10 protein-coding genes are annotated in these 26,171 nt (G+C 65.8%); 7 read left to right on the top strand and 3 right to left on the bottom strand.

The genetic code is table 11. The annotated features are described in order from the left end of the window. Window positions 1–178: 178 nt before the first annotated feature. The 4 genes from O3300_RS12065 (at window position 179) to O3300_RS12050 (ending at window position 7,056) form a co-directional block, all read left to right on the top strand. Window positions 179–2,590 carry a catalase gene (locus O3300_RS12065; protein WP_305053030.1) on the top strand — a complete coding sequence of 804 codons (2,412 nt, stop codon included), beginning with the start codon at window positions 179–181 and terminating at the stop codon, window positions 2,588–2,590. A gap of 194 nt (window positions 2,591–2,784) precedes the next feature. Beyond that, complete coding sequence (locus O3300_RS12060) at window positions 2,785–4,479, top strand: MFS transporter (RefSeq protein WP_305053029.1); 1,695 nt, start codon at window positions 2,785–2,787, stop codon at window positions 4,477–4,479. Further along, a complete protein-coding gene (locus tag O3300_RS12055; protein WP_289898760.1) occupies window positions 4,466–5,650 on the top strand; it encodes an HlyD family secretion protein in 1,185 nt (394 codons plus the stop codon). Before O3300_RS12060 ends, O3300_RS12055 begins: the two co-directional genes overlap by 14 nt. Continuing rightward, on the top strand, window positions 5,647–7,056 hold the full coding sequence (locus tag O3300_RS12050; RefSeq protein ID WP_305053028.1) for an efflux transporter outer membrane subunit: 1,410 nt from the start codon (window positions 5,647–5,649) through the stop codon (window positions 7,054–7,056). Before O3300_RS12055 ends, O3300_RS12050 begins: the two co-directional genes overlap by 4 nt. 534 nt (window positions 7,057–7,590) lie before the next feature. Here O3300_RS12050 and O3300_RS12045 read toward each other — a convergent pair. Then, complete coding sequence (locus O3300_RS12045) at window positions 7,591–7,803, bottom strand: hypothetical protein (protein WP_251350580.1); 213 nt, start codon at window positions 7,801–7,803, stop codon at window positions 7,591–7,593. Between the two features lie 151 nt (window positions 7,804–7,954). On the opposite strand from O3300_RS12045, the gene O3300_RS12040 reads away from it, so the two are divergent. The 3 genes from O3300_RS12040 (at window position 7,955) to O3300_RS12030 (ending at window position 21,931) form a co-directional block, all read left to right on the top strand. After that, a complete protein-coding gene (locus tag O3300_RS12040) occupies window positions 7,955–16,564 on the top strand; it encodes an SdrD B-like domain-containing protein (protein WP_305053027.1) in 8,610 nt (2,869 codons plus the stop codon). 14 nt (window positions 16,565–16,578) lie between these two features. After that, on the top strand, window positions 16,579–21,024 hold the full coding sequence (locus tag O3300_RS12035) for an OmpA family protein (protein WP_305053026.1): 4,446 nt from the start codon (window positions 16,579–16,581) through the stop codon (window positions 21,022–21,024). Between the two features lie 166 nt (window positions 21,025–21,190). Then, window positions 21,191–21,931, top strand: coding sequence for a tetratricopeptide repeat protein (locus O3300_RS12030; protein WP_251350585.1), 741 nt, complete (start codon window positions 21,191–21,193; stop codon window positions 21,929–21,931). A 19-nt stretch (window positions 21,932–21,950) separates the two neighbouring features. On the opposite strand, the gene O3300_RS12025 is transcribed toward O3300_RS12030, so the two are convergent. Then, window positions 21,951–22,916, bottom strand: coding sequence for a hypothetical protein (locus O3300_RS12025; RefSeq protein WP_305053025.1), 966 nt, complete (start codon window positions 22,914–22,916; stop codon window positions 21,951–21,953). A 131-nt stretch (window positions 22,917–23,047) separates the two neighbouring features. Beyond that, window positions 23,048–26,164, bottom strand: coding sequence for an efflux RND transporter permease subunit (locus O3300_RS12020; protein ID WP_305053024.1), 3,117 nt, complete (start codon window positions 26,162–26,164; stop codon window positions 23,048–23,050). Between the last annotated feature and the right edge of the window lie 7 nt (window positions 26,165–26,171).

Here is a 26,171-nt window from a genome sequence, read left to right as displayed (position 1 = left end):
GCGCCCACGCGCATAAGGTAGTAGTTAGTAGCAGGCCGTAAAGGAGAGTGAAGATGCGCTCCATTTTGTTGTGGTTGATCGGTGTACCTATTCCCATCATTGTTTTGATTGCCCTGTTCGTGCGCTGAATGAGGGAGTTGTAGCGTTCTCCCGGGGCAGACTACTCACAGGAGATGTAATGGCTACCAACAAGAAAACGCCGTCCACGGACGGTGCTGGTTCCGTATTGAGCAGCATGTCCGGCCCATCCGACAGCAATGCGCCGGACAGCCTGGGGGCGGATAATGAGCTGACCCGCGCGCTGCTGCAAAAGACGGCCGCCGGCCAGCAACTGTCCGCCGCCATGGCCGTCAATCCCAAGGAGGAGGGCCAGTATGGCGAGGCGGCGCGCACGCCGGCCGAAGGCGTGCATGTGGCAAGCGGCGAAGCGCTGGCCACGGCCAGCACCACGGGCGAAACGGTACCTTCCCCGAAGACGGGCGATGGCCAGCCCGCGCTGGGCGAGAATGCGTTGAATAATTCGCTGGATCACGCCCGCAGCGACGACAGCGGCTGCGTGCTGACGACCAACCAGGGCGTGCCCGTGGGCGACAACCAGAATTCGCTGAAGGCGGGCTTGCGCGGCCCCACCCTGATGGAAGATTTCATCCTGCGCGAAAAGCTCACGCACTTCGACCATGAGCGCATCCCCGAGCGCGTCGTGCATGCGCGCGGCTCGGCCGCCCACGGCTATTTCGAATGCTACAAGGAGCAAAGCAGGCACACGCGCGCCGCGCCATTCGCCAAGGCGGGCAAGCGCACGCCCGTCTTCGTGCGTTTTTCCACGGTGGCCGGCGAACGCGGTTCCACCGATACGGCGCGCGACGTGCGCGGCTTCGCCGTGAAGTTTTATACGGACGAGGGCAACTGGGACCTGGTCGGCAATAACATCCCCGTCTTCTTCATCCAGGATGCGATGAAGTTCCCCGACCTGATCCACGCCGTCAAGCCCGAGCCGCACAACGGCATGCCGCAGGCGGCCAGCGCGCACGACACCTTCTGGGACTTCGCCTCGCTGTCGCCGGAAATCACGCACATGCTGATGTGGGCCATGTCGGATCGCGCCATCCCGCGCAGTTTCCGCATGATGCAGGGTTTCGGCGTGCATACCTTCCGCCTCGTGAATGCGAAGGGCCAGTCCGTCTTCTGCAAATTCCACTGGTCGCCCATGGCCGGCACGTATTCGCTGGTGTGGGACGAAGCCGTCAAGCTCAGTGGCGCCGATACCGACTTCCACCGGCGCGACCTGTGGGAAGCCATCGAGTGCGGCGCGTATCCCGAATACGAGCTGTCCTTCCAGCTCTTCACGGAAGCGCAGGCCGAAGCGTTCCCCTTCGACGTGCTCGATCCGACCAAGCTGATTCCCGAAGAACTCGTGCCGCTGGTCCCCGTCGGGAAGATGGTCTTGAACCGCAATCCCGACAATTTTTTCGCCGAGACGGAGCAGGTGGCGTTCTGCACGGCGCACATCGTGCCCGGCATCGATTTCAGCAACGACCCGCTGCTGCAGGGGCGTATCCACTCCTACGTCGACACGCAGATCACGCGCCTGGGCGGCGCCAATTTCCATGAAATCCCCATCAATTCGCCGCTGGCGCCGTTGCACAACAACCAGCGCGACGGCATCCACCGCCAGGCCATCAACCGGGGCCGGGTCGCGTATGAACCCAATTCCCTGGCGGGCGGCTGCCCGTTCCAGGCGGGCGCGAAAGGCTTCAACAGCTTTCCCGCCGCGACCGAAGGCGACAAGGTGCGCGGCAAGCCCGAGAAGTTCGCCGAGCACTTCGGCCAGGCGCGCCTGTTCTGGATCAGCCAGACGCCGGTGGAACAGGACCATATCGTGCATGCGTTCCGCTTTGAACTGAGCAAGGTGCAAACGGTGGCCATCCGCAAGCGCATCGTCGCCATGCTGCGCAATGTCGACGAAACCCTGGCGCAGCGCCTGGCCGATGGCCTGGGCCTGGCGTTGCCGCCCGTCATGCCGCGCGCCTCGATGCTGCCGATCCCCACGTATCCACCGTCGCCGGCCCTGTCGCTCTTTTTCCGCCCCGGCAAGACGGGCATCCATACCCTGCGCGTGGCCATCCTGGTGGGGCCGGGCAGCGATGGCGCGCAAGTGCGCAATATCTATGCCTCGCTGCTGGCCGATGGCGCCGTGCCGCGCCTGGTGGGCAGCCACCTGGGGAAAGTCGACACCAGCGGCGGTGCACCGCTCGAGGTGGAAATCTCGCTCGAGACGGGACCGTCCGTGCTGTTCGACGCCGTCGTGCTGCCGGACGGCCAGGGCGCCGTGCAGCAGCTGGGCAGCGACGCCAACGCGCTCGACTTCCTGCGCCTGCAGTACCGCCACTGCAAGCCCATGCTGGCTGTCGGCGCGGGCAAGGACTTGCTGGACAAGGCGGGCGTGCCGGTGACATTGCCGGATGGCAAGCCCGATCCCGCCATCATCGTCGCGCCGTCCGGCGACGTGGCGAAAGCCGTGGCGGCCTTCAAGAAGGCGCTGGCCGCGCACCGGGCGTTTGCGCGCGAGACGGACCCGCCGCGGGTGTGAGTGGCGGCATCGGCAACGGGGCCGGATCCGCCGGCCCCGTTGCATACGCTGTTTGCGCGGCATGCGCAACGCCATGCAACAATGTAAACAATAAAAACGTCCTGCGGTGATATGCTGCTGACTAGAACTGTTCATTTGCAACTATTTCTATAGCAGCAAAGAACGGCTTCAGCAAACCGGATCGCGATTACCGCATGGACAAGTACACACCTCGCACCTGGGGGCCGGGCGAACGCCCGACCTTGCCCGGGTCGCCATCGATGCCCGAACATTCGACGCCCAAGCGTGTCGCGTACTTCATCGTCGGCCTGATCGTCGCGCTGACGGGGGGACTGGGCAACGGCCTGGTGACGGCCAATCTGCTGAACCTGCAAGGTTCGCTGGCCGCCTATGCCTACCAGATGCAGTGGCTGCCGGCCGCCTACGTGATGACCATCGTGTCCATGAATCTGCTGCTGGTGAAGTTCCGCCAGCAGTTCGGCCTGCGCCTGTTCACGGAAGCGTTCCTGGTGCTGTATGCGCTCGTGACCTTCGCCCACTTGTATGCGAATACCTTGCCGTCGGCGATCGCCGTGCGCGCCGCGCATGGCATGGTGGGCGGCGCGCTGGGCGTGCTGGGCCTGTACTACACCTTGCAGGCGTTTCCCGCGCGGCACCGCCTGAAAGGCGTGGTGCTGGGCCTGGGTTTTGCCCAATTGGCGCTGCCGCTGGCGCGCATCTTCACTTCCGAACTGCTGCAGATCGGCGAATGGCATGGCCTGTACCTGTTCGAACTGGGACTGGCCCTGCTGGCGCTGGGCTGCGTGCTGGCCCTGAAACTGCCGCCCGGCGACAGGGTGCAGACGTTCGAGCCGCTCGATTTCCTCACCTTCATCCTGTTCGCGCCCGGCGTGGCCCTGCTGTGCGCCGTGCTGGCGCAGGGGCGCACGGCGTGGTGGATGGAATCGGAATGGGTGGGCGTGTGCCTGGCAGGCTCCATCGTGCTGATCGCCGCCTCGCTGGCCATCGAGCATAACCGCGCGCGCCCGCTGCTCAATACGCGCTGGCTCACCACGGGCAAGATCGCCAAGCTGTTCTTGTCCGTGCTGCTGTTTCGCATCGTGCTGTCCGAATCGACGGGGGCCGTGGGCTTCCTGCAGGCGCTGGGCTTGAACACGGACCAGATGCAGAACCTGTTCATCGTGGTGCTGCTGGGCAGCGTGGCTGGCCTGGTGGTCAGCGCGCTGACGATCAATCCGGCCACCCTGAACCGCTCGCTGATGTTCGCGCTGCTGCTGATCGCCGCCGGCGCCCTGATCGACGCGCACGCCACCAGCCAGACGCGCCCCGTCAACATGTATGTCAGCCAGTTCCTGCTGGCCTTTGGCGGCACGTATTTCCTCGGCCCTACCATGGTGGCCGGCATGGGTGCTGTGATCGCCGAACCGCGCAACCTGGTGAGCTTTTCCGTGATGTTTACCATGACGCAGAACCTGGGCGGCTTGCTCGGCTCGGCCATCGTCGGCACCATCCAGACGGCGCGCGAAAAATACCATTCCAGCTATCTGGTCGAGCACCTCACTATGCTCGACCCGCAGGTGGCCGTGCGCGTGCAGTCCGGCGCCGCGAGCTACGGCGGCGTGCTGACGGATCCTGCCTTGCGCAGCGCCCAGGGCGTGGCGCGGCTGGGCGCCATCGCCACGCGCGAAGCCAATGTGCTGGCCTATAACGATGTCTTTTTGATGATCGCCGGCGTCGCCATCGCCACCCTGATCTGGATGCTGGTCAGCCAATCCTGGACCCGCATCACCACCGGCGCGCGTCGCCTGGTCGGCCCCGTGCGCGATGCGCAGACGGCCATGGCCATCGTCCCCATTACCAATTCGGAACCGAGCAATGACAGAAAATAACAATCCACCGCCACCTCCCGCACCTGCATCGGCGGCGCCTGCAGCCGCACCCGCCGCCCCTTCCACGGCGCAGCCGGACCGGCGTCACCAGTGGCTGTCCGCGCTGGCCTTTGCCGCCGTGGCCCTGGTGGGCGTGCTGATCGTGCTGTACGCGTGGCGCCTGCCGCCGTTCACCAGCCCCGTCGTGACGACGGAAAACGCCACCGTGCGGGGGCAGGTGACGATCATCGGCACGCAGCTGTCCGGCTACGTGGTGGAAGTGACGGTGCAGGATTTCATGGACGTGAAGGAAGGCCAGCTGCTGGTGCGCATCGACGACCGCATCTACCAGCAGCGCTACGAGCAGGCGCAGGCCCAGCTGGCGGCGCAGCAGGCGGCGCTGTCGAACTGGGCGCAGCAAAAGGCCAGCGCGCAGGCGGGCATTTCCGTCAGCGAGGCGGCGCTGGCCAATGCGGAAGCGCAGGCGCGCAAGGCCAGCGCCGACCTCAATCGCGTGGAACAATTGGTGGCCGACGGTTCCCTGTCGCAGCGCGAACACGACCAGTCGCGCGCCACGCAGGCGCAGATGGCGGCCGCGCTGGCGCAGGCGCGGGCCAATCTCGACATCGCCCAGCAAAGCGTGCATTCCGTGGTGGTCAACAAGCAGGCGCTGGAAGCGGCCGTGGCGAACGCGCAGGCAGCCGTCAAGGCGGCGAAGATCGACCTCGATAACACGCGCATCGTTGCCCCTTCCGATGGCCAGCTGGGCCAGGTGACGGTGCGCCAGGGCGCGTACGTGAATTCGGGTGCGCAGCTGATGGCGCTGGTGCCGCGCCAGATGTGGGTCATCGCCAATTTCAAGGAAACGCAGATGAACGGCGTGCAGGAAGGGCAGAGCGCCACCTTCCACGTCGACGCCCTCGACGGCGCCGTGCTGACGGGCCAGGTGGAGCGCATCTCGCCGGCCACCGGTTCCGAATTTTCCGTGCTGCCGGCCGATAACGCGACGGGCAATTACCTCAAGATCGCCCAGCGCATTCCCGTGCGCATCCGCATCGACGCGGGGCAGGCGAATGCGCGCCGGCTCGTGCCCGGCATGTCGGTGGTGGTCAGCGTCGACACGTCCGCCGTGCTGAACGACTCGGCGGACAATCCGGCGCCGCCGCCAGCGCCGAAGAAGGCCAAGCCATGAAGCGCCATGTCCTGCTGATGGCCGGCGCGCTGGCGCTGGCCGGCTGCGCCGCCACCGCGCCGCCGCAGCCAGTATCGGCATTGCAGCTGCCGTCCGGCTGGCGCGCGCAGGCGGACGGTGCGCCGGTGCTCATTGCCGCCTCCGATGGCGCGCAGGTGGAGCAGTTGTGGTGGCAAGCGTTCGGCGATCCGGTCTTGAGCGACCTGGTGGGCGAGGCGCTGGCGCGCAACGGCGACTTGCGCGTGGCCCGCGCCCGGGTGCAGGAATACCGCGCGCGCCTGGCACAGGCCGACGCGAACCGCGCGCCCAACCTGGCCTTCGACGGCTCGCCCACGCGCACGCGCACCCTGGCGTCCAGCGGCAAACCGTATGTGACGAATGTCTTCCAGGCCGAACTGCAGGCCAGCTATGAAATCGACGTGTGGGGCAGGCTGGCCAATCTGAGCGATGCAGCGGGCGAGAGCTACCGCGCCGAACAGGCCAGCCTCGATGCGGCAGCCCTGTCGATCGCGGCCAGCGTGGCGACGAGTTACCTGAATCTGCGGGGGCTCGACGCGCAGCTGGCGCTCACGCAATCGACGCTGCAGCTGCGCGAACAGTCGCGCGAGCTGGCGCGCAAGCAGTTCGAGGTGGGCTACAGCTCGCGGCTGGAATGGCTGCAGGCGCAATCGGAATACCATGCGGCGGCCGAGCAGGTGCCGCAGCTGCAGCGGCAGATCTTTGAACAGGAAAACGCGCTGGCCATCCTCGTCGGCGGCAATCCCGGCCCTATCGCGCGCGGCTTGCCGCTGGCCGAACTGGCGGCGCCGGGCGTGCCGGCCGGCCTGCCGTCCGAATTGCTGCGCCGGCGGCCCGACATCGCGCGCGCGGAACACAACCTGGCGGCCGCCAACGCCAGCCTGGCAGCCACGCGCGACCAGCTGCTGCCCTCGTTCAAGCTGACGGCCGTCGGCGGCGGGCAAGCCACGACGCTCACCGATTTCCTGCATGCGCCCACGGCCCTGTGGCGGCTGACGGCGCTGGCGGCCGGTCCCCTGTTCGACGGCGGGCGCGTGCAGGCGCAGACGGATGCGGCAGGCGCGCAGCGCGACCAGCTCGCGTACACCTATGAAAACGTGGTGCGCAACGCCTTCGCCGAAACGGAGAACAGCCTGGGCGCCATCTACCGCCTGCAGCAGCAGGCCGTGGAAAACGACGCGCGCCGCGCCACGGCGGCGGACACCCTGCGCATTGCGCATAACCGCTACCGCAATGGCTATGCCTCGTACCTGGAAGAGCTGGACGCCCAGCGTACCCTGTACAGCGCCGACGTGGGGCTGCTGCAACTGAAGACACGCATCCTCGTCGCCTCGGTCGACCTGTACCGGGCCATGGGCGGCGGCTGGGCGGCAACGGCCCGCCCTTAACGCCTGTCCCGGCCTGTCCCGGCAGGGGATGGATCCCTCTGCCGGGACAAGCGCCTGCTCCCTCCAGTCGCAGCATCCGTTTTTTTTGCCTGGATGCAGGCGCTTCGGTAACGTCTTGCCGCCCTTTCCCAAAACTCCCCGCATTTCCCCTGTCCGCGGCGGCGCGCCGCCGATCTTTTTTTTGTTGTATTTTTACAACTTCATTTTCACGTTGCTGTACATAAAAAATTTCCACATGGAATTCTTTTGCGATTTCTGTCGTGCTGCGCTTGTGATACCAATAAACATTGTCATTTGAATTATTTTTAGTATCACATTGGAAACACTTTTCTTTCTGATATGTACGCTAGAGTACATAGTGGCATATTGAGCGAAATTGGCATCTTTAGCCTTGATTTCTATCATTTCAAGGGAGTGAAGCCAAAAAACCTGCCGTAGTACCAATTTCAAAAAATAACAAAATAGACACATTTGTTAGCATGAGTGCAAGTGCCTTTGAGTGATTTTTTCATTTCCTTGCTTAATCTCAATTGATTAATTTTTTAATATTTTTATTGCTTGTAAAGCATTAAAAAATGCACCAGAATGTCGCAAATCATCAATGTTGTCATAAATTACACATTGAATATTTGTTGACTTTCGTGCCGCCTTGCCATGTCCGCAGGGTGAAAAAGCAGGCCGTTCGCTGTTTTTTCTGGGCCGGAAGTGCCGTTGCAGCACACCGCACAACCCCCTGACGACTGCCATGCCTATGTCCTCCTTTTTGCGCACTATCTTTTCCTGTCTGATCTCCTGCAAGCGGGGAGGGCCGCGCGGTCTCCTGCAGCGCCTGTTATGGCTGATCGCCTGTTTCTGCACCCTTGGCGCGGCGGGAACGGCGTCGGCGGCGGCAATCGATTTGTCCGTTTCCGCCTACCTGCAGGCGCCGGACCCCGTGCCGCGTGGCGGCAAGGCCAGCTTTTCGGTGGTGGTGACGAACAATGAGGACCTGGTCGATGCGACGGGCACCGTGCGCCTGGCGGTGGAATTGCCCGCCAATGTGAATTTTGCGTCGAGCACGGCGCCGGCCGGTTGCGCCTTCAATCTGGCAGCCAGTCCGCAACTGCTCACTTGCACGCGCAGCGGACTGGGCAAGACCGCGAACTGGACGGTCAATTTCAGCGGCACGGGCTCGGCGGCGTCTGCCGTGGTGACCAAGGCCAGCGTGTCTTTTGTCAACGTGGACACGGACGGCAACAGTTTCAACAACGATTCGATCAAGACGGTCACCGTCATCAAGGGCGCGGACCTGAGCGTCGCCGCCAGCGGCACGACGGGCTTGAGCGGTTGTCCCGCCGCCTGTACGGCAGCGGCCGGCGCAACGGTGGGCTACCGGGTGGACGTGGCGAATGCCGGTCCGGACAGCGCATCGCAATTCAAGGTCACGTACAACTTGCCGGCCAGCGCGGATTTTACCTACGCGTCAGCGTCCGGCACGGGCTGGGCATGCGCCCGTTCGGGCACCGTGCTGACCTGTACCTACAGCGGCGCAGCCATCGGCGTGGGGCAGCAAGCTCCCCCCATCACGATCGGCGGGCGCATCGTCAAGAGCATCGCCGGCACCATCACCAACGGCGCGTCGGTGGCTTCCAGCGACTTGCAGACCGGCGATCCGGAAGACGGCAACAACGGACCGAGCCAGGTCATCGTCACGGTCAAGCCGGGCACCGACCTCGATGCCCGGCAAACCCTGGTGTCGAACGCCAGCGGCCTGAGTTCGTTGACGCAGGGCGAGGCGGTCAGCCTGAACCTGTGGGCCGTCAATAGCGGCACGCAGGACGCCAGCGGCGTCACCGTGAAGACGACGGTGTCCGGCGATTTCACGATCGGTACCTTGCCGGCCGGCTGCGCCAAGGCTGGCCAGACGATCACCTGCAATGTCGGCGCGCTGGCGCTGGGCGCCACCTCTTCGAAGTTCCTGATTCCGCTGACCGTCGCCACCGGCGCGACGGGCGGCGCGAATGTGGTGGACGTGGCACGCAGCGCCCCGCTCGACGGCTTGAACAATCCCGCCTCGGCCACGTACACCATCGTCGCGCCATTCGCCCACCTGACCCTGAGCAAGAGCAAGTCGCCAGGACTGGTCGCGGCCAATGGCCTGATCACCAATACCATCACGGTCACCAATGCGAGCACCTCCACCAGTGCCGCCAGCGGCACCGTGACCGTGACCGATACCTTGTCGCCGCAAGAAAGCTATGTGAGCGCCAGCGGCGCGGGCTGGACGTGCAGCGCGGCGGGACAGCTGGTGACCTGCACCTACACGATCTCCGGCAGCCTGGCGCGCGGCGCGAAACTGCCTGCCCTGATTCTGACCACGCGCGCGCAAGCGGGATTTTCCGGCACCTTGAGCAATACCGCCTGTACCGGCATGGCCGCCGGGTCGGCGCACCAGCCGCCGGACAATGCGAGCACGGGCAATTGCGACACCGCCAGCGTCACGTCGACGCCGTTGAACGTCGACCTGGCCATCGTCAAGACGGCGTCCCTGGTCAGCTTGCCGGCCGCCTCGAATACCTTCAGCTATACCCTGGTGGTCAGCAATGCTGGCCCGGACAGCGCACCGACCGTCAAGGTGGTCGACGCCTTGCCGCACTGGTACAACGGCAGCGGCGGCACCACGGGCGGCAGCGTCGTGCTGGCCGGCAGCGGCGCAGGCGAAAGCTGCAGCTTTGCGTCGACCATCACGTGCACGCTGCTGAACCTGGGCAATGGCGCGTCGCGCACCATCACCATCACGCTTAATCGCCCCTTGAAGGACGGCGCCTTGCTCAATACCGCCACGGTATCGAGCCCGGATGCCATCGACACCGATGCGGCCAATAACAGCTCCGGCGCCACCGTCACCGTGGTGCCGCAGGCCGACGTCGGCGTCACGGCGATGGCCGGTGCGCCAAACCCCGTGCGCGTCGGCGTGCCGCTGGTGTTCACCACCTCGATCCGCAACAATGGGCCCAGCAGCGCGGCCAATGTGGTGCTGCGCCAGGTCATCGATCCGGCCCGCATGGCGTATGTGGCCGGCTCGGCCAGCATCGCGGGCAGCGCCGCGCAATGCACGCTGGTGCCCGCCTTCAGCGGCGCGCCCTATGCGGGACAGTCCGGCATCGAATGCCGGACCTTTGGACTCGGCGATGGCGAGACGCGCCAGCTGATCTTCTCGGTCATCCCCGTGTTCCCGTACCCGGATGCGCTCGACGCGACCTATGCCAGCAGCGCCACCATCAGCACGACGACCGATGACAGCAACGCGGCCAACAACAGCAACAGCACCACCGTCACCGTGATCAGCAAGGAGCTGGACCTGAGCGTGTCGGCCGTCGATACGGGCTACGAACAGAGCCCGTTCGGCGATGCGCTGGTGTACAAGGTCACCGTGCAAAACAATGGACCGTCGCTGGCCACCGGCCTGAAGCTGGTCATCACGCCCGTGCCGCCGCCGCAAAACGGCGCGGCCGTGCCGTATACCATGCTGTGGAATGCCGCCGGCAGCACCTTGCCGGCCGGCGCCTCGTGCAGCCAGCCGGGCGGCGCGGGCACGAACCTGGTGTGCTACCTGGCCAGCATGCCCGGCGACAGCACCTTGGCCAGCGGCGTCAGCCGCGTGTTCGCCCTGAAATTCGATACGGGTCCCGTCAGCAATGCGCCGCCGGGATCGATCACCTACAAGATCAACGCCAGCGTCGAATCGCTGGAAACGGGCGCGGCGCCGTTTGCCGGCGACAAGCTGGCGACGAACAACGTGGTGGAAGAAACCACCACCGTGCTGCCGAAGACCGATCTGATGCTGGTGTCGAAAACCGTTTCGCCCGCATCGCCGTTCAGCATCAACCAGCCCTTTAGCTACACCCTGGTGGTGGGGAATCTGGGACCCGCCCTGGCGGCCAGCACGGTCGTCACCGACGTGCTGCCGGCCGGCTTCGTGCTGACGGGCGCACCGACGGCACGCCTCGGCTCGGGCGCTTCGCTGACCTTGAACAACTGCGTCAGCAGCGGTTCGCCGGTCACCGTGACCTGCACGCTGGGCGTGCTGCCGATTGCCTCGGGCGCAGCCGACACGGTCAACCTGGTCAGCATCTCCATCCCCGTGAAGGCGCCTTACCCGGCCTATGCGGGACCGTTCGCCAGCAATATCACGAATACCGCCAGCATCGTGCCGACGCCGGGCACCTCGCGCGATCCGAACGCCGGCAACAACAGTGCCAGCGTCGACGTGCAGATCGTCAAATCGAGCATCGCCGGCTCCGTGTATAACGATGCGAACCGCAGCAACGGCATGGATGCCGGTGAGAAGATCACCAGCAGCGTGACGTTCTCGCTGTACGGCCAGGATTTCTGGGGCAACGATATCGGCACGGCGGGCGCGCCGCTGACCCTCAGCACCAGCAGCGGCGACTTCCTGTTCGACCGTCTGCCGCGCTCCGCGGCCGGCGGCTACACCCTCGTCGAGACACAGCCGGCCAGCTACGCCGACCTGTTTGAAGTCGCGGGCACGGCCGGTGGCACGCCGCCGCCGGCCAGCTGCGACAACGGCGCCAACTGTTCCGCCAGCGCGGCGCACAACACCATCGGCCAGATCGTGCTGGCGCCGAATACGGCGGCGACGGGCTACCTGTTCCAGGAATACGCGCATGCGGCCATCAGCGGCTACGTGTACGCCGACAAGAACAACAACGGCTTGCGCGAGGCGGGCGAAAATGGCATCGCCGGCGTGCAGGTGAAGCTCTCCGGCCAGACCTTCTGGGGCGCCGACGTGTGCGTCGCGATGGGCAGCGCGTGCACGGCCACCACCGACGCCAATGGCAAATACAGCTTCACGAATGTCCCGCCTAGCCGGCTGGGAGAATCCTACACGGTGACCGAACTGGCCCAGCCTGCCGGCCATGCGGATGGCAAGGAGCAGAACGGCGCCGGCAATGTCGTGGCGAACAGCGCGGGACGCGCGGCGCCGGAAGGCATCGTCATCGGCAGTATCGAACCGGGCCTGAGCTACACCGAGCGCAATTTCGGCGAACTGGCGCTGGCGTCGATTGCCGGCAGCGTCTACATGGACAGCAACCGCGATGCGGTGCGCCAGGGTGGTGAAAGCACGGGCGTGGCCGGTGTCACGCTGACCCTGAGCGGCAACGACCATCTCGGTCATCCCGTCTGTCCCGGCATTGCCGTGCCGAGCTGCACCTTCCAGACGGGTGCGGACGGCAGTTACCTGATTGCGGGCCTGGCGCCGAGCGACGCTGCCGGCTATGCCGTGACGGTCACGCCGCCAGCCAGCCTGTATCACACGGGTGCGCAGGCAGGCAGCCTGGGTGGCCTGATCGACGGCGCCGTGCGCGTGCCTGGCGCGGGCGTGCCCGGTGCGGCGATCCGGACTGCCGGCGCCATCGTGCTGCTGCCCGGCGCCACGGCGACGGGCTACCATTTCGGCCAGGCGCCAGGCGCGGCTGGCGGCGTGGCGCAGTCGCTGTCCGGTTACGTGTATATCGATGCAAACCGCAACGGCCGCAAGGATGGGGGCGAGACGGGCATCGCCGGCGTGACGGTCACGCTGTCGGGTACCACGGCGGACGGTTTCGACGTCTGCAGCGTGATCGTGCCTGCCTTGTGCACGCTGCAAACGGCGGCTGACGGCGGCTACAGCTTCACGGGCCTGCCGCAAAGCGACGGCAACGGCTATGCCGTGGCTGAAACCCAGCCTGCCGCCTACCTCGATGGCGCGGAAAGCGTGGGCACGGTCAATGGCGTCGCGACAGGCCGCATCGGCGGCAGCGCGCCCCGTTTCGACCAGTTCAGCGGCATCGTGCTGCCGAACGGCGGCAGCGCGCGCGATTACAATTTTGGCGAACTGACGGGCAGCATCGCCGGCAAGGTCTACCTCGACGTGGACGGCAATGGCGCGGCCGGCAGCGGCGACACGCCGCTGGCTGGCGTGACCTTGACGCTGACGGGTGGCGCAGGCGGTCCCGTGACGGTGCTGACCGATGCCAACGGCGCCTACCATTTCGACGGCCTGCTCGCCGGTACTTATACCGTGACGCAGACGCAGCCGGTCAATTACGCCGATGCGGCGCAGGCAGCCGGCAATGGCGGCGGCAATGCCAGCGTGGCCAACGTGGTCAGCGCCATCGCGCTGGCGCCGGGCGCGCAATTGACGGGCTACGATTTCGGCGAGAAGACAGGCGCCATCAGCGGCGCCGTCTACGTCGACGCGAACGACAATGGCGTGCGCGATGCGGGTGAAACCGCGGGCATCGCCGGCGTTACCATCACCCTGACCGGCATCGCCCGCGACGGCGTCACGCCGGTCAACCGCACGGCCATCACGGCCGCCGACGGCAGCTACAGCTTGCGCGACCTGCCGCACGCGAATGCGGCCGGCTATACCTTGGTGGAAACGCAGCCTGCCGCCTATCTGGACGGACGCCAGCGCAAGGGCTTGATCGACGGCGCCGCCGCCTGCGCCAATCCGGCCTGCGACATCGGCACGGCCAATACCATCGCGCGCATTCCATTCGATGCGGCGAAGAGCCATACGCGTTTTGACTTCGGCGAACTGCTGGCGGCGAGCATTTCCGGCCGCGTGTACGGCGATGCGAACGACAGCAGCAGCTACGAGAAGGGCGAAGGCTTGCCGGGCGTGAGCCTGACGCTGAGCGGCATCGACAGCCACGGCAAGCCGGTCAATGTCACCGTCGTCACGGACGCCGATGGCAGCTACACCTTCCCTGGCCTGTATCCGTCCGGTCCTGCCGGCTACACGGTCACTGAAACGCAGCCGGCCGGCCTGGGGAATTATCCGGGTGCGACGGGTACCTTTGTCGGCAGCATCAACGGCAAACCGGTCGGTACCGGCGTGGTGGATGTCGTCAGCGGCATCGTCCTGCCGCCCCAGGGCAATGGCAGCGGCTATGATTTCCGCGAACAGGTGTCGTCGTTGCGGGGTTTCGTGTATCGCGACCTGAACGACAACGGCGCCATGGACGCGGGGGAAGCGGGCATCGCCGACATTGAAATCACTGTGCGCGGCGCGAACGGCTTGACCCGTACGGTGGTGACGGGAAGCGATGGCAGCTACCGCTTCGACGGCCTGCCCGCCGGTACCTACAGCCTGCTGGAAAGCCAGCCTGCCGTGTATCTCGACGGCCGCGAAACTGCCGGCAGCGCCGGCGGCAAGGTGAACAACGCCAGCTTCGGCGCGGCGCCGGAACACAACACGATCGGCGACATCGTGCTGCCGGTGGCGACGCAGGCGAGCGGCTACCTGTTTGGCGAACGCCATATGCTGGGCAAGATCGGCGGCGTGGTGTATGCCGACCTGAATAACGACGGCATCCGCAACGATGGCGAGTCAGGCATTGCCGGCGTGACGGTGGTCCTGAGCGGCACGTCCGTCGATGGCAAGCCCGTCAAACTGAGCGTGCTGACGGGCGCCGACGGCAGCTATCTGTTCGACACGGTGCCGGTCAGCGACGCTGCCGGTTACACCCTGACGGAAACGCAGCCGGCCGCTTATGTGGACGGCAAGACGGTGGTGCTGCCAGGATCGGTGGGCACGGCCAACGCCAGCAAGCCTGTCGGCGTGGGCAACAAGGATACGATCACCGGCATCAAGCTGGCGGCGGGCGACGACATGCGCGGCTATCTGTTCGGCGAGAAGGGCATCCCGCAATTGAAGCCGCCCATCATCAACGGCTACGTATGGCTGAACCGCGACGGCAGCCGTGTGCGTCCGCTCGACGGCAGCCAGGCTGGCGTGGCTGGCTGGACGGCCGAGCTGCACCAGGAAGGCAAATTGATCTGCCGCGCCATCACGGACGAAAAAGGCTTCTACCAGTTCGACAACCTGCATTGCCCCGGCTACGAGGCGAGCGGCTTGCCGACGGGTTCCGGCTACGCGATCACCTTCCTCAAGGATGGCAACAACATGCCGAATGTGCCCGTGTCGACGGGAGGCGAAGGCGTGGTGGTGCCAGGTGGCAGCCGCATCACCAACCTGACCTTGCGCGACGGCGACCGTGTCGTCGAGCAGAATCTGCCGCTCGATCCGGCCGGCGTGGTGTACGACTCCGTGACGCGCAAGCCGGTGGCTGGCGCCGTGGTGTCGATCAGCGGCCCTGCCGGTTTTGACAGCGCCACGCACCTGGTCGGTGGTGTTGCGGAGCAGACGCAAACCGTGGGCAGCGACGGCATGTACCAGTTCCTGCTGCAGAACGGCTTCCCCAACGGCGTGTATACGCTGAGCGTGGTGGCGCCGGCGAATTACCTGCTGGCGCCGTCCGGCAGCCTGCCGGCCTGCAAGGGACCGCTGACGGTGGGCCTGGTGCCGGATCCGGCCTTTATCCAGGCGAGCGAGCTGGCGCCGGCATTGTCGACGAAGATGGAACTCGATCCGAACAACTGCACGGGACTGATCGCCGGAGGCGCCAGGACCACGCAGTATTACCTGAGCTTTGTCATCACGAATGGCGGTTCGGCTCCGATCCTGAACAACCATATCCCGCTCGACCCGCTGGGCAGCGACAGCATCATGGTGACGAAGACGACGCCGATGCTGAACGTCACGCGCGGCGACCTGGTGCCGTACACGATCACGGCCAGCAATCCGCAGGCGGCGACCCTGGGCGCGATGGAGGTGCGCGACCTGATACCGGCCGGCTTCAAGTACCGCGTCGGCAGCGCGACCCGCAATGGCGTGCCGGTGGAACCTGTCGTCGATGGCCGCAGCTTGCGCTGGAAGGAAAGCGGTTTCGCGCCGAAGGAGAAGAAGACCTACAAGCTGATGCTGATGGTGGGCAGCGGCGTTGGCGATGGCGAATACGTCAACCAGGCCTGGGCAGCGACGGGCGAGACGCGTATTTCCAACCTGGCTACCGCCACGGTGCGCGTGGTGCCGGATGCCACCTTCGATTGTCCCGACATCATCGGCAAGGTGTTCGACGACCGGAACGCGAATGGCTACCAGGATGACGGCGAAGCGGGCATTGCCGGCGTGCGCATGGCGACGGCGCGCGGCTTGCTGGTGACGACGGATGCGGAAGGACGCTTCCACGTGGCTTGTCCGGCGATTCCGAATGCGGACCGCGGCTCGAACTTCGTCATGAAGCTCGATGACCGCACCCTGCCGAGCGGCTACCGCGTCACGACGGAAAATCCGCGCGATGTGCGCCTGACCCGAGGCAAGGTGGTCAAGCTGAACTTCGGCGCCACCATCCATCGTGTCGTGCGTCTTGAGCTGAGCGACGCCGCATTCGTCGCGGGCGAAACGGCCTTGCAGCCGGAATGGGCCGCACGCATCGAAGGACTGGTGGCCAGCCTGCGCGCCAAGCCATCGGTACTGCGCATCGCGTATGCCGCTGGCGGCGATGCCGCGCTGGCGCAGCGCCGCAGCAAGGCGATCGAAAGCGAGATGCAGGCGCGCTGGCAGGCACTGCAAAACGAATATCCCCTCGTCATCGAGATCGAGGGCGCACAATGAAACCGAAAATGACCATGAACGTTAGCAATCAAGGCACCTTCAAAGCGGCGGCCAGGCCGGTCCCCACGCGGCTCGTGTATTTGCTCGGCAGCATAGGCTTTGTCTGTCTGGGCGCGCATGCGCAAACGGCAAACGAGCACGCGCTGCGGGGGAAAATGCTGGATCGGAGCCACAGCATGGGGGCGCAGCAGCCCTCGAGCGGCGAGCAGGAGTCGCCCGCTTTCAGCGGCCTGGCGCCATCTGGCCTGAGCCGCGCCGAGCGCCGCGTGATCCTGGAAGCGGTGCCGCCGGCCACGCCGGCGCAGCAGAGCGTGACCTTCGACGATCTGCTGTCGGGCACCAATTTCGAGTCCGGCCGCGATGTGCTGCTGCCGGCCGCCACGGCCCGGCTTGACGCGCTTGCCGCACGTTTGCGCGGCAAGCAGAAGGTGCGCGTGCAGGTGATCGGGCATACGGACAACCAGCGCATCGCCGCCTGGTTGAAGCCGACTTTCCCGACCAACCAGCATCTGTCGGAGGCGCGCGCGCTGGCCGTCACGGCCTATCTGATGCGCGCGCTGGACTTGCCGGCGTCGGCCTTCTCCGCCAGCGGCAAGGGCGAGAGCGAAGCGATCGCGTCGAACGCCACGCCGCAAGGCATGGCGCAGAACCGCCGCACGGAAATCCGTGCCTGGTACGAGGAAGCCGTCGAACTGCCGGCTGTCGCCGCCGCACCGCCGAAGCGCATCGAGACGGTGGTGCAGGTCGACGATTGCGCCGTCGCCAGCCAGGTGGCCAACCGCGATGCGGCCTTCTCCATCAGCATAGACGGCGTGGTGCAGGACACCGATACGCCGCAGCAGGAGGCGGACCGCCAGCGCTGCGTCGACGTGGCGCTGGAGCGTTCCGACATCCAGGTCAAGTACGACCCCCTGAACGTCGCGCCGGCCTTGAATGTCTGGCTGGCGGCGCCTTATGCGCAGCGCCGGGCGCCCGTGCGTTTTGGCACGTACACCAATTACGCATTTTTCCAGCAGCGCGCCGAGATCCGCATCTTCGCCAAGGGACAGAGCACGCAGGAGCAGCCATTTGCCATCGTGCCCGCGACGATGGGCGAAGCGACGGCCTGGCAGGCGCCGGCCGATGCGCCGGAGCAGATCGGTTACCTGCTGCGCGTCTACGACGCAGGCGGCAAGTTCGACGAGACGCGTTTGCAGCCACTGCGCCTGCTCGATGCGGCGCCGCCCGAAGCGCCGGGCAAGAAGGCCGGCGGCGAAGCGTTGGCCGGCTGGGGCGAGTCGAGCCTGATCTTGCGCAATATCGATGCATCGGGCGGCAGCGTCACCATCAGCGGCGAGAAGATCAAGCCTGGCCAGCAGGTGACGGCGCTGGGCATGGTCGTGCCGGTCGACGCCAGCGGCAAGTTCGCCATGCGCCAGATCATGCGCCCTGGGCCGCATACGGTGGAAGTGGCCGTGAAGGATGGCAGCGGAGCTGGCATGACCTTCCGCCGCAACCTGAACATCGCCGACAGCGACTGGTTCTATGTGGCGCTGGCCGACCTGACCATTGGCCGCGACCGCACGAAAGGGCCGGCGGAACTGGTCACGGGCGACACGCAGCACTACAGGAACGAGACCTGGGCCGACGGCCGCGGCGCGTTTTACTTGAAGGGCAAGATCAAGGGCGACTACCTGCTGACGGCCAGCGCCGACACGCGGGAACAGCCGCTGCGCGATTTGTTTCACAATTTCCAGAGCAAGGATCCGAACTACCTGCTGCGCCGCATCGATCCGGACAAATACTATCCCGTGTACGGCGACGACAGCACCACCGTCGACGATGCGCCTACCCAGGGGCGTTTTTACGTGCGCCTGGAAAAAGGCGATTCGTCCGTCATGTGGGGGAATTTCCAGACCACCTGGAGCGGCTCGGAACTGGCCCAGTACAGCCGCGGCCTGTATGGCGCCAACCTGCTGTGGAATGGTGCCGCCAGCACCAGCCATGGCGAAAAGGCCAGCACGGTCAACGCCTTTGCCGCTTCGCCGGGCACCTTGCAGTCGCGCGAGGAGTTTCGCGGCACGGGCGGTTCGCAATACTATCTGCGCCATCTGGACCTGACGCAGGGTTCGGAACGCCTGTGGGTGGAAGTGCGCGACAAGGATTCGGGCCTGGTGATCGAGCGCATCCAGCTGACGCCTTCGCAGGATTATGAAATCAACTACCTGCAGGGACGCCTGACCTTGCGCTCGCCGCTGTCCTCTGTGGCCGATGGCGGCGCGCTGGTGCAAAGCGCCAGCTTGAGCGGCAATCCCGTGTACCTGGTGGCGACGTACGAATATGTGCCGGGTCTGAGCGCCATTTCAGGCACGTCGGTAGGGGTGCGCGCCAGCCACTGGTTCAACGACCATGTGCGCATCGGGGCCAGCAATTATCACCAGGGCGAACAGGGTTCGGACCAGACCCTCAAGGAACTGGACCTGACCTTGCGCTACAGGCCGGGTACCTGGATCAAGGCCGAGGCAGCCCGTTCCAGCGGCGACGCCAGCAGCGTGCTCAGTTCATCGAGCGGCGGCTTCGATTTCAACCAGACGACGGCGGGCGGCCGCCCCGCCAACGCGAAGCGCTTCGACGGCGCGCTGGACCTGGCCGACCTGGGCGGCGCGGCGCGCGGCCGCATCGCCGCCTACTGGCAGGACCGCGAAGCCGGTTACGCGGGACCGGGCATGCAGACCCTGAACGGCGAGGCCGTGCGGCAAACGGGCCTGGCGGCGACCGTGCCGCTGGGCGAGCGCACGGAAGTGTCGCTGAAGGCGGATGACCGCACGGCCACCAGCCAGGATGCGCGCGCAGTGGAAGCGGCGCTGCGCCACAAGCTCGATGCGGAGTGGGGCGTGTCGGCAGGTCTGCGGCACGACCGCCGCGACAATGCGGCTGGCAGGGACAATGCCAGCGCCATCCTGAGTCAGGATGGCGGGCGCAGCGACGCCGTGCTGCGCGTCGACTATCGGCCATTGCAGCAGGGCCAGCAAGCCCGGGATGGCGCGCTGGAAAGGACACCGGCGTCGAACGCCGTGCCGCAGCAGGGACTGGAAGGCGGCATCACGGGCCAGCTGGTGACGCAGGGACGCGAGGCAGGCATGGCTGGCGGTCCGCAGTACGGCCCCGACACCACGCTCGCTTCCGGCGTGGCCTCGGCGCGCGTGGCAGGATTGCTGTACGCGCCGTGGGATATGTACGGCTTCGTGCAGCATACCTTGTCGCGCAGCGGCAACCGCACCCTGAATGACCGCGCGGGACTGGGTGGCACCTACCAGGTGAGCGAACGCCTGCGCCTGGGGGCGGAAGCGTCGGGCGGCAGCGGCGGCGCGGGCGGCCAGCTGTTCGGCAATATGCAGATGGATGAACGCAGCAGCGTTTACCTGAACTACCGCATGGAGACGGAATCGCCGGATGTGAACTACAGCGGCCGCCAGTCTACCTTGACGGCGGGCAGCCGCTACCGCCTGAACGACAAGGCGGGCCTGTTTGCGGAAAGCCGCTGGGGCAATGGCGCGGGGCCGCAAAGCCTGACGCACGCGTTCGGCGTGGACCTGGCGCCCACCGAGCGCTGGACCACGGGCATCAAGTTCGAGACGGGCACGCTGTCGAATCCCCTGTCGGGCGACTTGAAGCGCGACGCCATCGGCCTGACGGCGGCATATGCCTACGAGCGGCTGAAGTTTTCCAGTGCGCTGGAGTTCCGCACGGACCGCACGAAGTCGCTGGGGACCGTGGATGGCAGTTGCGCCACCATGCCGGCTGACGGCGGCTGCGTCACGGACGCGAACAGCGAACACCGCAAGGTGTGGCTGACGCGTAATGCGCTGAGCTACCAGCTGGACCGCGATTGGCGCCTGCTGGGCAAGTTCAACCTGTCGCGCAGCAGCTCCACGCGGGGGGCCTTCTACGATGGCGACTACACGGAAGTGGTGACGGGGGCGGCCTATCGCCCGGTCGACAACGACCGCTGGAATACCCTGTTCAAGTACACGTACTTTTATAACCTGCCATCGCCAGGCCAGGTTGACGGCGTCACGGGTGGGGTGCTCGACTATACGCAGAAAAGCCATATCCTGAATGTCGATACGACGTATGACGTGCGGCCATGGCTGTCGTTGGGCGGGAAATTCGGCGTGCGCACGGGCCAGTTGCGCGCGTCGAAGACGCAAGGCGAGTGGTTTTCCAGCCGCGCGGAATTGCTGGTGCTGCGCGCCGACTTCCATATCGTCAAGGAGTGGGATGCCTTGATCGAGGGACGCAGGCTGAAGGCGCGCGAGGCGGGCGATGCGCGTGCCGGCGCCCTGGTCGGCGTCTACCGGCATGTGGCGAAGCACGCCAAGATCGGCATCGGCTACAACTTCACGACCTTCTCGGACGATTTGACGGATTTGTCGTATCGCAGCCGGGGCTGGTTCCTGAACGCCATCAGCACGTTCTGACGCCCATAGGCGCGCCAGGAAAGCAGGACGGTCTCGCGGCTGTCCTGCTTTTTTTTCGCCGTTCGCGTGTCTCCCCGGCAGGCTTGCCGTGGTGGCCGGTGTAATATTGAGCCAGGGAAAGCGGCGGCATGGTGCCAGCGGCTCCCGTCACGAACGAGGTTGTAACATGACGATTTTTGGCATAGGCATCCACATCCTGATCGCGGTATTTTTTGCGATTCACGTGGTGCGCAACGGGCAGCAGCTGTACTGGCTGCTCATTTTATTCATGTTTCCGCTGCTGGGCAGCGTGGTGTATTTCTTCGCCATCTACCTGCCCAATTCGCGCTTGCCGCAAGGCGCGCGCAAGGTGGCTTCAGTGGCCGTGCAAGTGCTCGATCCGAACCGCGAACTGCGTGAGGCAAAAGCCGCTTTCGAGTACACGCCGACGGCGCAGAACCAGATGCGCCTGGCCAGCGCGCAGCTGGAAGCGGGCGATGCGCAGGAAGCTGCATCGACGTATGAAGCCTGCCTGCAGGGTGCGTTTTCCTCGGACCTGGAAATTCGGTTGGGCGCGGCACGCGCCTACCTGGAATGCGGGCGCGGCGCCGAGGCCTTGACGCACCTGGAGTTCATCCGTCGCACGGATATCCATTTCCGTCCCGAGATGGTGTCCCTGCTGACGGCGCGGGCGCTGGCGCAAAGCGGGCGCCAGCCGGAGGCGAAGGCGGAATTCGACGATGCGCTGGCGCGCTACAACAGTTTCGAGTGCCGCGCCGAGTGCGCGATCTGGGCGTTGCAGCAGGGCGACAAGGTGCTGTCGGAACGCCTGCTGCTCGATATCGACAACGCCATGGCTCGCTGGAGCAGCCATACGCGTGCCATGTATGCGCCATTGCTGGCGCGCCTGGAGGCGGCGCGCCGCTGATTTGTTGCCAGTGCCTGACTCAGACGCCAGGCACCGTGTTCTTGCCCTCGACCAGCTTGTACCCCTTGCCATCGAAACCATAGCGCGCGTGGCTGTTCAAGGGCGTGGCGATGCGCGGCGGGTCTTCGTCCGGCTTGACCGTGACGCCCGGCTTGATCTTCTCTGAGGCGCCCTTGAAATCGATCAGCAGATCGTCGTAGGCGCCGCCATTGCGCGCGGGAGCGAAGCGCCACTTGCCGTCGACCATCCAGCACTCGTCCGTGTCAGGCCCGCAGGCGCCCATATTGTCCGAATACAGGTCGATGCCGCCATCGATCGCCGTCACCTTGCCATCGCCGATTTCAAACAGGGCCAGCTGCGTGATGGTGTAACCCTGGCCCGTGTAGCCATGGCGTATCGCCAGTCCCGGCTTGTTCGCACCCAGCATGACCCAGTGCACTTCGCCCAGCTGCCCTGAGGAGCCGAGGGTGGCGATGTTTTCCAGGCGTTTCACGACTTGCCATTGGCCGTCTTCCGGCTGGCCCTTCGGCGCCAGGAAAAACACGTTCAGCAGTCCCGGCGAGGCATGCGCCGATTCGGCAGTGCCTTCCGTGTTCGCCGTTTCCGCATTCGCCACCAGGATGGCACGGCCATCGGGCAGCAGCTTGTGGCTGATGGCGCTGACCACGTAACTGAGTTTGTCGACGTGGTTGTCCGGATCGGACAGGTCGGCCAGCGCATCGTCGCTGTCGTTGCGGTAGTCCTTGCCGAAGACGGCGCGCATCATGCCCACTTCGAGCTCGCGCGCCTGCGGCGTGTTCATCGCTTCCGTCCTGGGCGCGGTGGCGGCCGGTGGCGGCACGTGTTCGGCCGATGCCGTGTCGGCTGCGGGGACATCGCTTGCCACGTCAGCTGCCACGTCGGCGCTGGCGGGGGCGGTCTTGTCCGAGCAGGCGCCGAGCAGTGCGGATACCAGTAGCAGGACGAGCGGGGTGCGGTAATTCATAGGCAGGGCAGATTGCGTTCATGGAGAATGGGCGCAGTATGCCAGATAGATGGAAGCGAGGGAGCGCGGCCTGGTGGCCGGTCCTTCGCTTCCTTGCCCGCAAGGGGCGATTTTGCAAACGGTGGCGGCGCTTATTTTTCCAGCGCCACCTTGTCATCGCGCCGCAGCGGCGCCTTCTGGCGGCGCAGTCTGGCCATGCCGCGCTTGAGCAGGTGCTCCAGGTCGTCGATGTAGGTGAACACGGCCGGCACCACCAGCAGGCTCAATAAAGTCGACGTGATCAGGCCGCCGATGACGGTAATGGCCATGGGCGAACGGAAGCTGGGGTCGGCGCCCCAGCCCAGCGCCAGCGGCATCATGCCGGCACCCATGGCGATCGTCGTCATCAGGATGGGGCGGCTGCGCTTGTGGCAGGCGTCGACCAGCGCATCGAAGCGGTTCATGCCGGCCTGGCGCGCCAGGATCGCATAGTCGACCAGCAGGATCGAGTTCTTGGTGACGATCCCCATCAGCATGATCAGGCCGATCATCGATGGCATCGACAGGGCGCTGCCCGTGATCAGCAGGGCCACGAAGGCGCCGCCGATCGACAGCGGCAGCGCCGCCAGGATGGTCACCGGCTGCATGAAGTCCTTGAACAGCAGCACCAGCACGCAGTAGATGCACAACACGCCGATCAGCATGGCCAGGCCGAAGCTGGCGAACAGCGATGCCATTTCCTGTGCGTCGCCCAGTTCGGCGATCTTCACGGACGGCGGCAGATTCTTCATCGACGGCAGCGCGCGCGCTTCTTCGTTCAGTTCGCCCAGGGTGCGCGAACCGAGTTCCACGTCGAGGGTGACGTTGCGGCTGCGGTTCAAGCGGTCGATCTGCGCCGGGCCGCTTTCCATCGTCACGGTGGCCACGTTCGCCAGGCGCACGGGACCATTTTTGCCGGGCACCGTCAGGCGTTCGATGGCGGCCAGGTCGGCGCGCACGCTGTTGGGCAGCTTGACGCGGATCGGCACCTGCCGCTCGGGCAGGTTCATTTTCGTCAGGTCCGTATCGTAGTCGCCGGCCGTGGCCACGCGCACCGTCTCGCCGATGGCTGCCGCCGTCACGCCCAGGTCGGCCGCCTTGGCAAAATCAGGGCGTACGATGATTTCCGGGCGCACCAGCGAAGCGCTGGAATTGACGTTGCCGATGCCTTTCAGTCCGCGCAGCTCGCGCTCGACCTTTTGCGCCGCCGCCATCAGCGCCACGGGGTCTTCCGAGCGCAGCACCAGCTGCATCTTGACGCCCGTGTCGGGCGGCCCTACTGTGAAGCGCGCACCGGGTATCGCATCGAGCTTGTGGCGCAGCTGCGTTTCCAGGCCCGCCATCGATTCCTTGCGCTCCGTGCGGTGCACGGTGGTCAGGGTCAGCACGGCCCGGCGTGCCTCGGCAGCCGCGCCGGGAGCGAAGGCGTCGCCGCTGGAACCGCCGCCAATCGAACTGAAGACGCCCTGGATGCCTGGCGTGCGCATGGCCGCATCGCGCGCCAGGGCCGCCACGGCCTGCGTTTCGCCCAGGGTGGAGCCGGGAGGCAGTTCCAGGTTGATCTGCGTCTGCGCGCGGTCGGCGGCCGGCACGAAGCCCGTCGGCAGCAGGGGCACGAGGGCGATGGCGCCGACAAAGAACAGGGCTGCGGCGATGGCCGTGGTGCCGCGGTGGTTCAGGCACCAGCGCATGACGCGCAGGTAGCGCGTCATCAGCCAGCCATCCTGTTCTTCCTTGTGCGGCAGCGGTTTCAATATGTAGGCGGCCATCATCGGCGTAAGCAGGCGCGCCACCACCAGCGAGGCCAGTACGGCCAGCACGGCCGTCCAGCCGAACTGCTTGAAGAACAGGCCGGGAATGCCGCTCATGAAGGCCGTCGGCAGGAATACGGCCACCAGCGCGAAGGTGGTGGCGATCACCGCCATGCCGATTTCGTCGGCCGCTTCCATGGCCGCTTCCATGGGCGACTTGCCCATGCGCAGATGGCGCTCGATGTTTTCGATTTCGACGATGGCGTCGTCGACCAGCACGCCGACGACCAGCGCCAGCGACAGCAGGGTGACGGTGTTGAGCGTGTAGCCGAACCAGTAGATGCCGAGGAAGGCTGGCATCACGGACAGGGGCAGGGCGGCGGCGGCCACCAGGGTGGCGCGCCAGTCGCGCAGGAACCACCACACCACCAGCACGGCCAGCAGCGCGCCTTCGTACAGCAGCTCCATCGAGCCCTCGAAGTTTTCCTCGACGGGGAAGGCATTGTCGATCGACTGCTGCAGCACTACATTCGGGTTTTCCTTCTGCAGGTCGGCGATGGCGTCGCGCGCGCCCTTGGCGACGGCCACTTCGCTGGCACCCTTGGTGCGGAACACTTCAAAGGCGACGACCGTTTTGCCATCCTGCTCGGCCAGTGCGCGCGGTTCGGCGACCGTGTCGCGCACGGTGGCCACCTGGTCCAGGCGCACGTGGCGCCCGTCCGGCAGCGGCACTTCCACGCGCGACAGTTCATCGGCCGTTTTCACGGTGGCGATGGTGCGCACCGATTGCTCGGCGCCGCTGATGTCGCCCCGCCCGCCGGGCGCTTCGCGCTGGACCAGGCGCAGCTGGCGCGAGACGTCGAGGGCCGACACTTTCAGGGCGGCCATGCGCGCCTCGTCGAGTTCCACCTGGATCTCGCGGTAGACGCCGCCCACGCGGGTGACGGCACCCACGCCGGGCACGGTCAGGAGGCGCTTTGCCACCGTATTGTCGACGAACCACGACAGGTCGGGTGCGTCGAGCGGATTGTCGACGCCCGGTTTTGCCGTGGCGATAAAGGTCAGCACCACGCGCCCGGCCGTGGACGCCTTGGTGACGGTGGGGTCGCGCAGCTCGGCCGGCATGTCCGCCTTGACGCGGGCGACGGCGTCGCGCACATCGTTGACGGCTTCGGCGATCTGCTTTTCCAGGATGAATTCGACGGTCACCGTGACGACGCCGTCGAGCACCTTGGTGTAGATGTTTTTCACGCCTTGCAGGGTGGCGACGGAGTCTTCGATCTTGCGCGCCACTTCGGTTTCCAGCTGGGCTGGAGCGGCGCCGGGCAGCACCGCGCTGACGGTGACGATGGGCAGTTCGATATCGGGGAAATCCTGCACCGGATTGGCCTTGTAGGCCAGCAGCCCGGCCAGGGTCAGCAGCACGAACAGCATGATGGCCGGGATCGGATTCTTGATCGAGAGGGAGGAAAAATTCATGGTTTTT

This window comes from Janthinobacterium sp. SUN206 (genome assembly GCF_030587305.1).
Lineage (GTDB): Bacteria > Pseudomonadota > Gammaproteobacteria > Burkholderiales > Burkholderiaceae_D > Janthinobacterium > Janthinobacterium kumbetense.
Note: the sequence above shows the minus strand (reverse complement) of the source record. Positions and strands in the feature narration are given on the sequence as shown.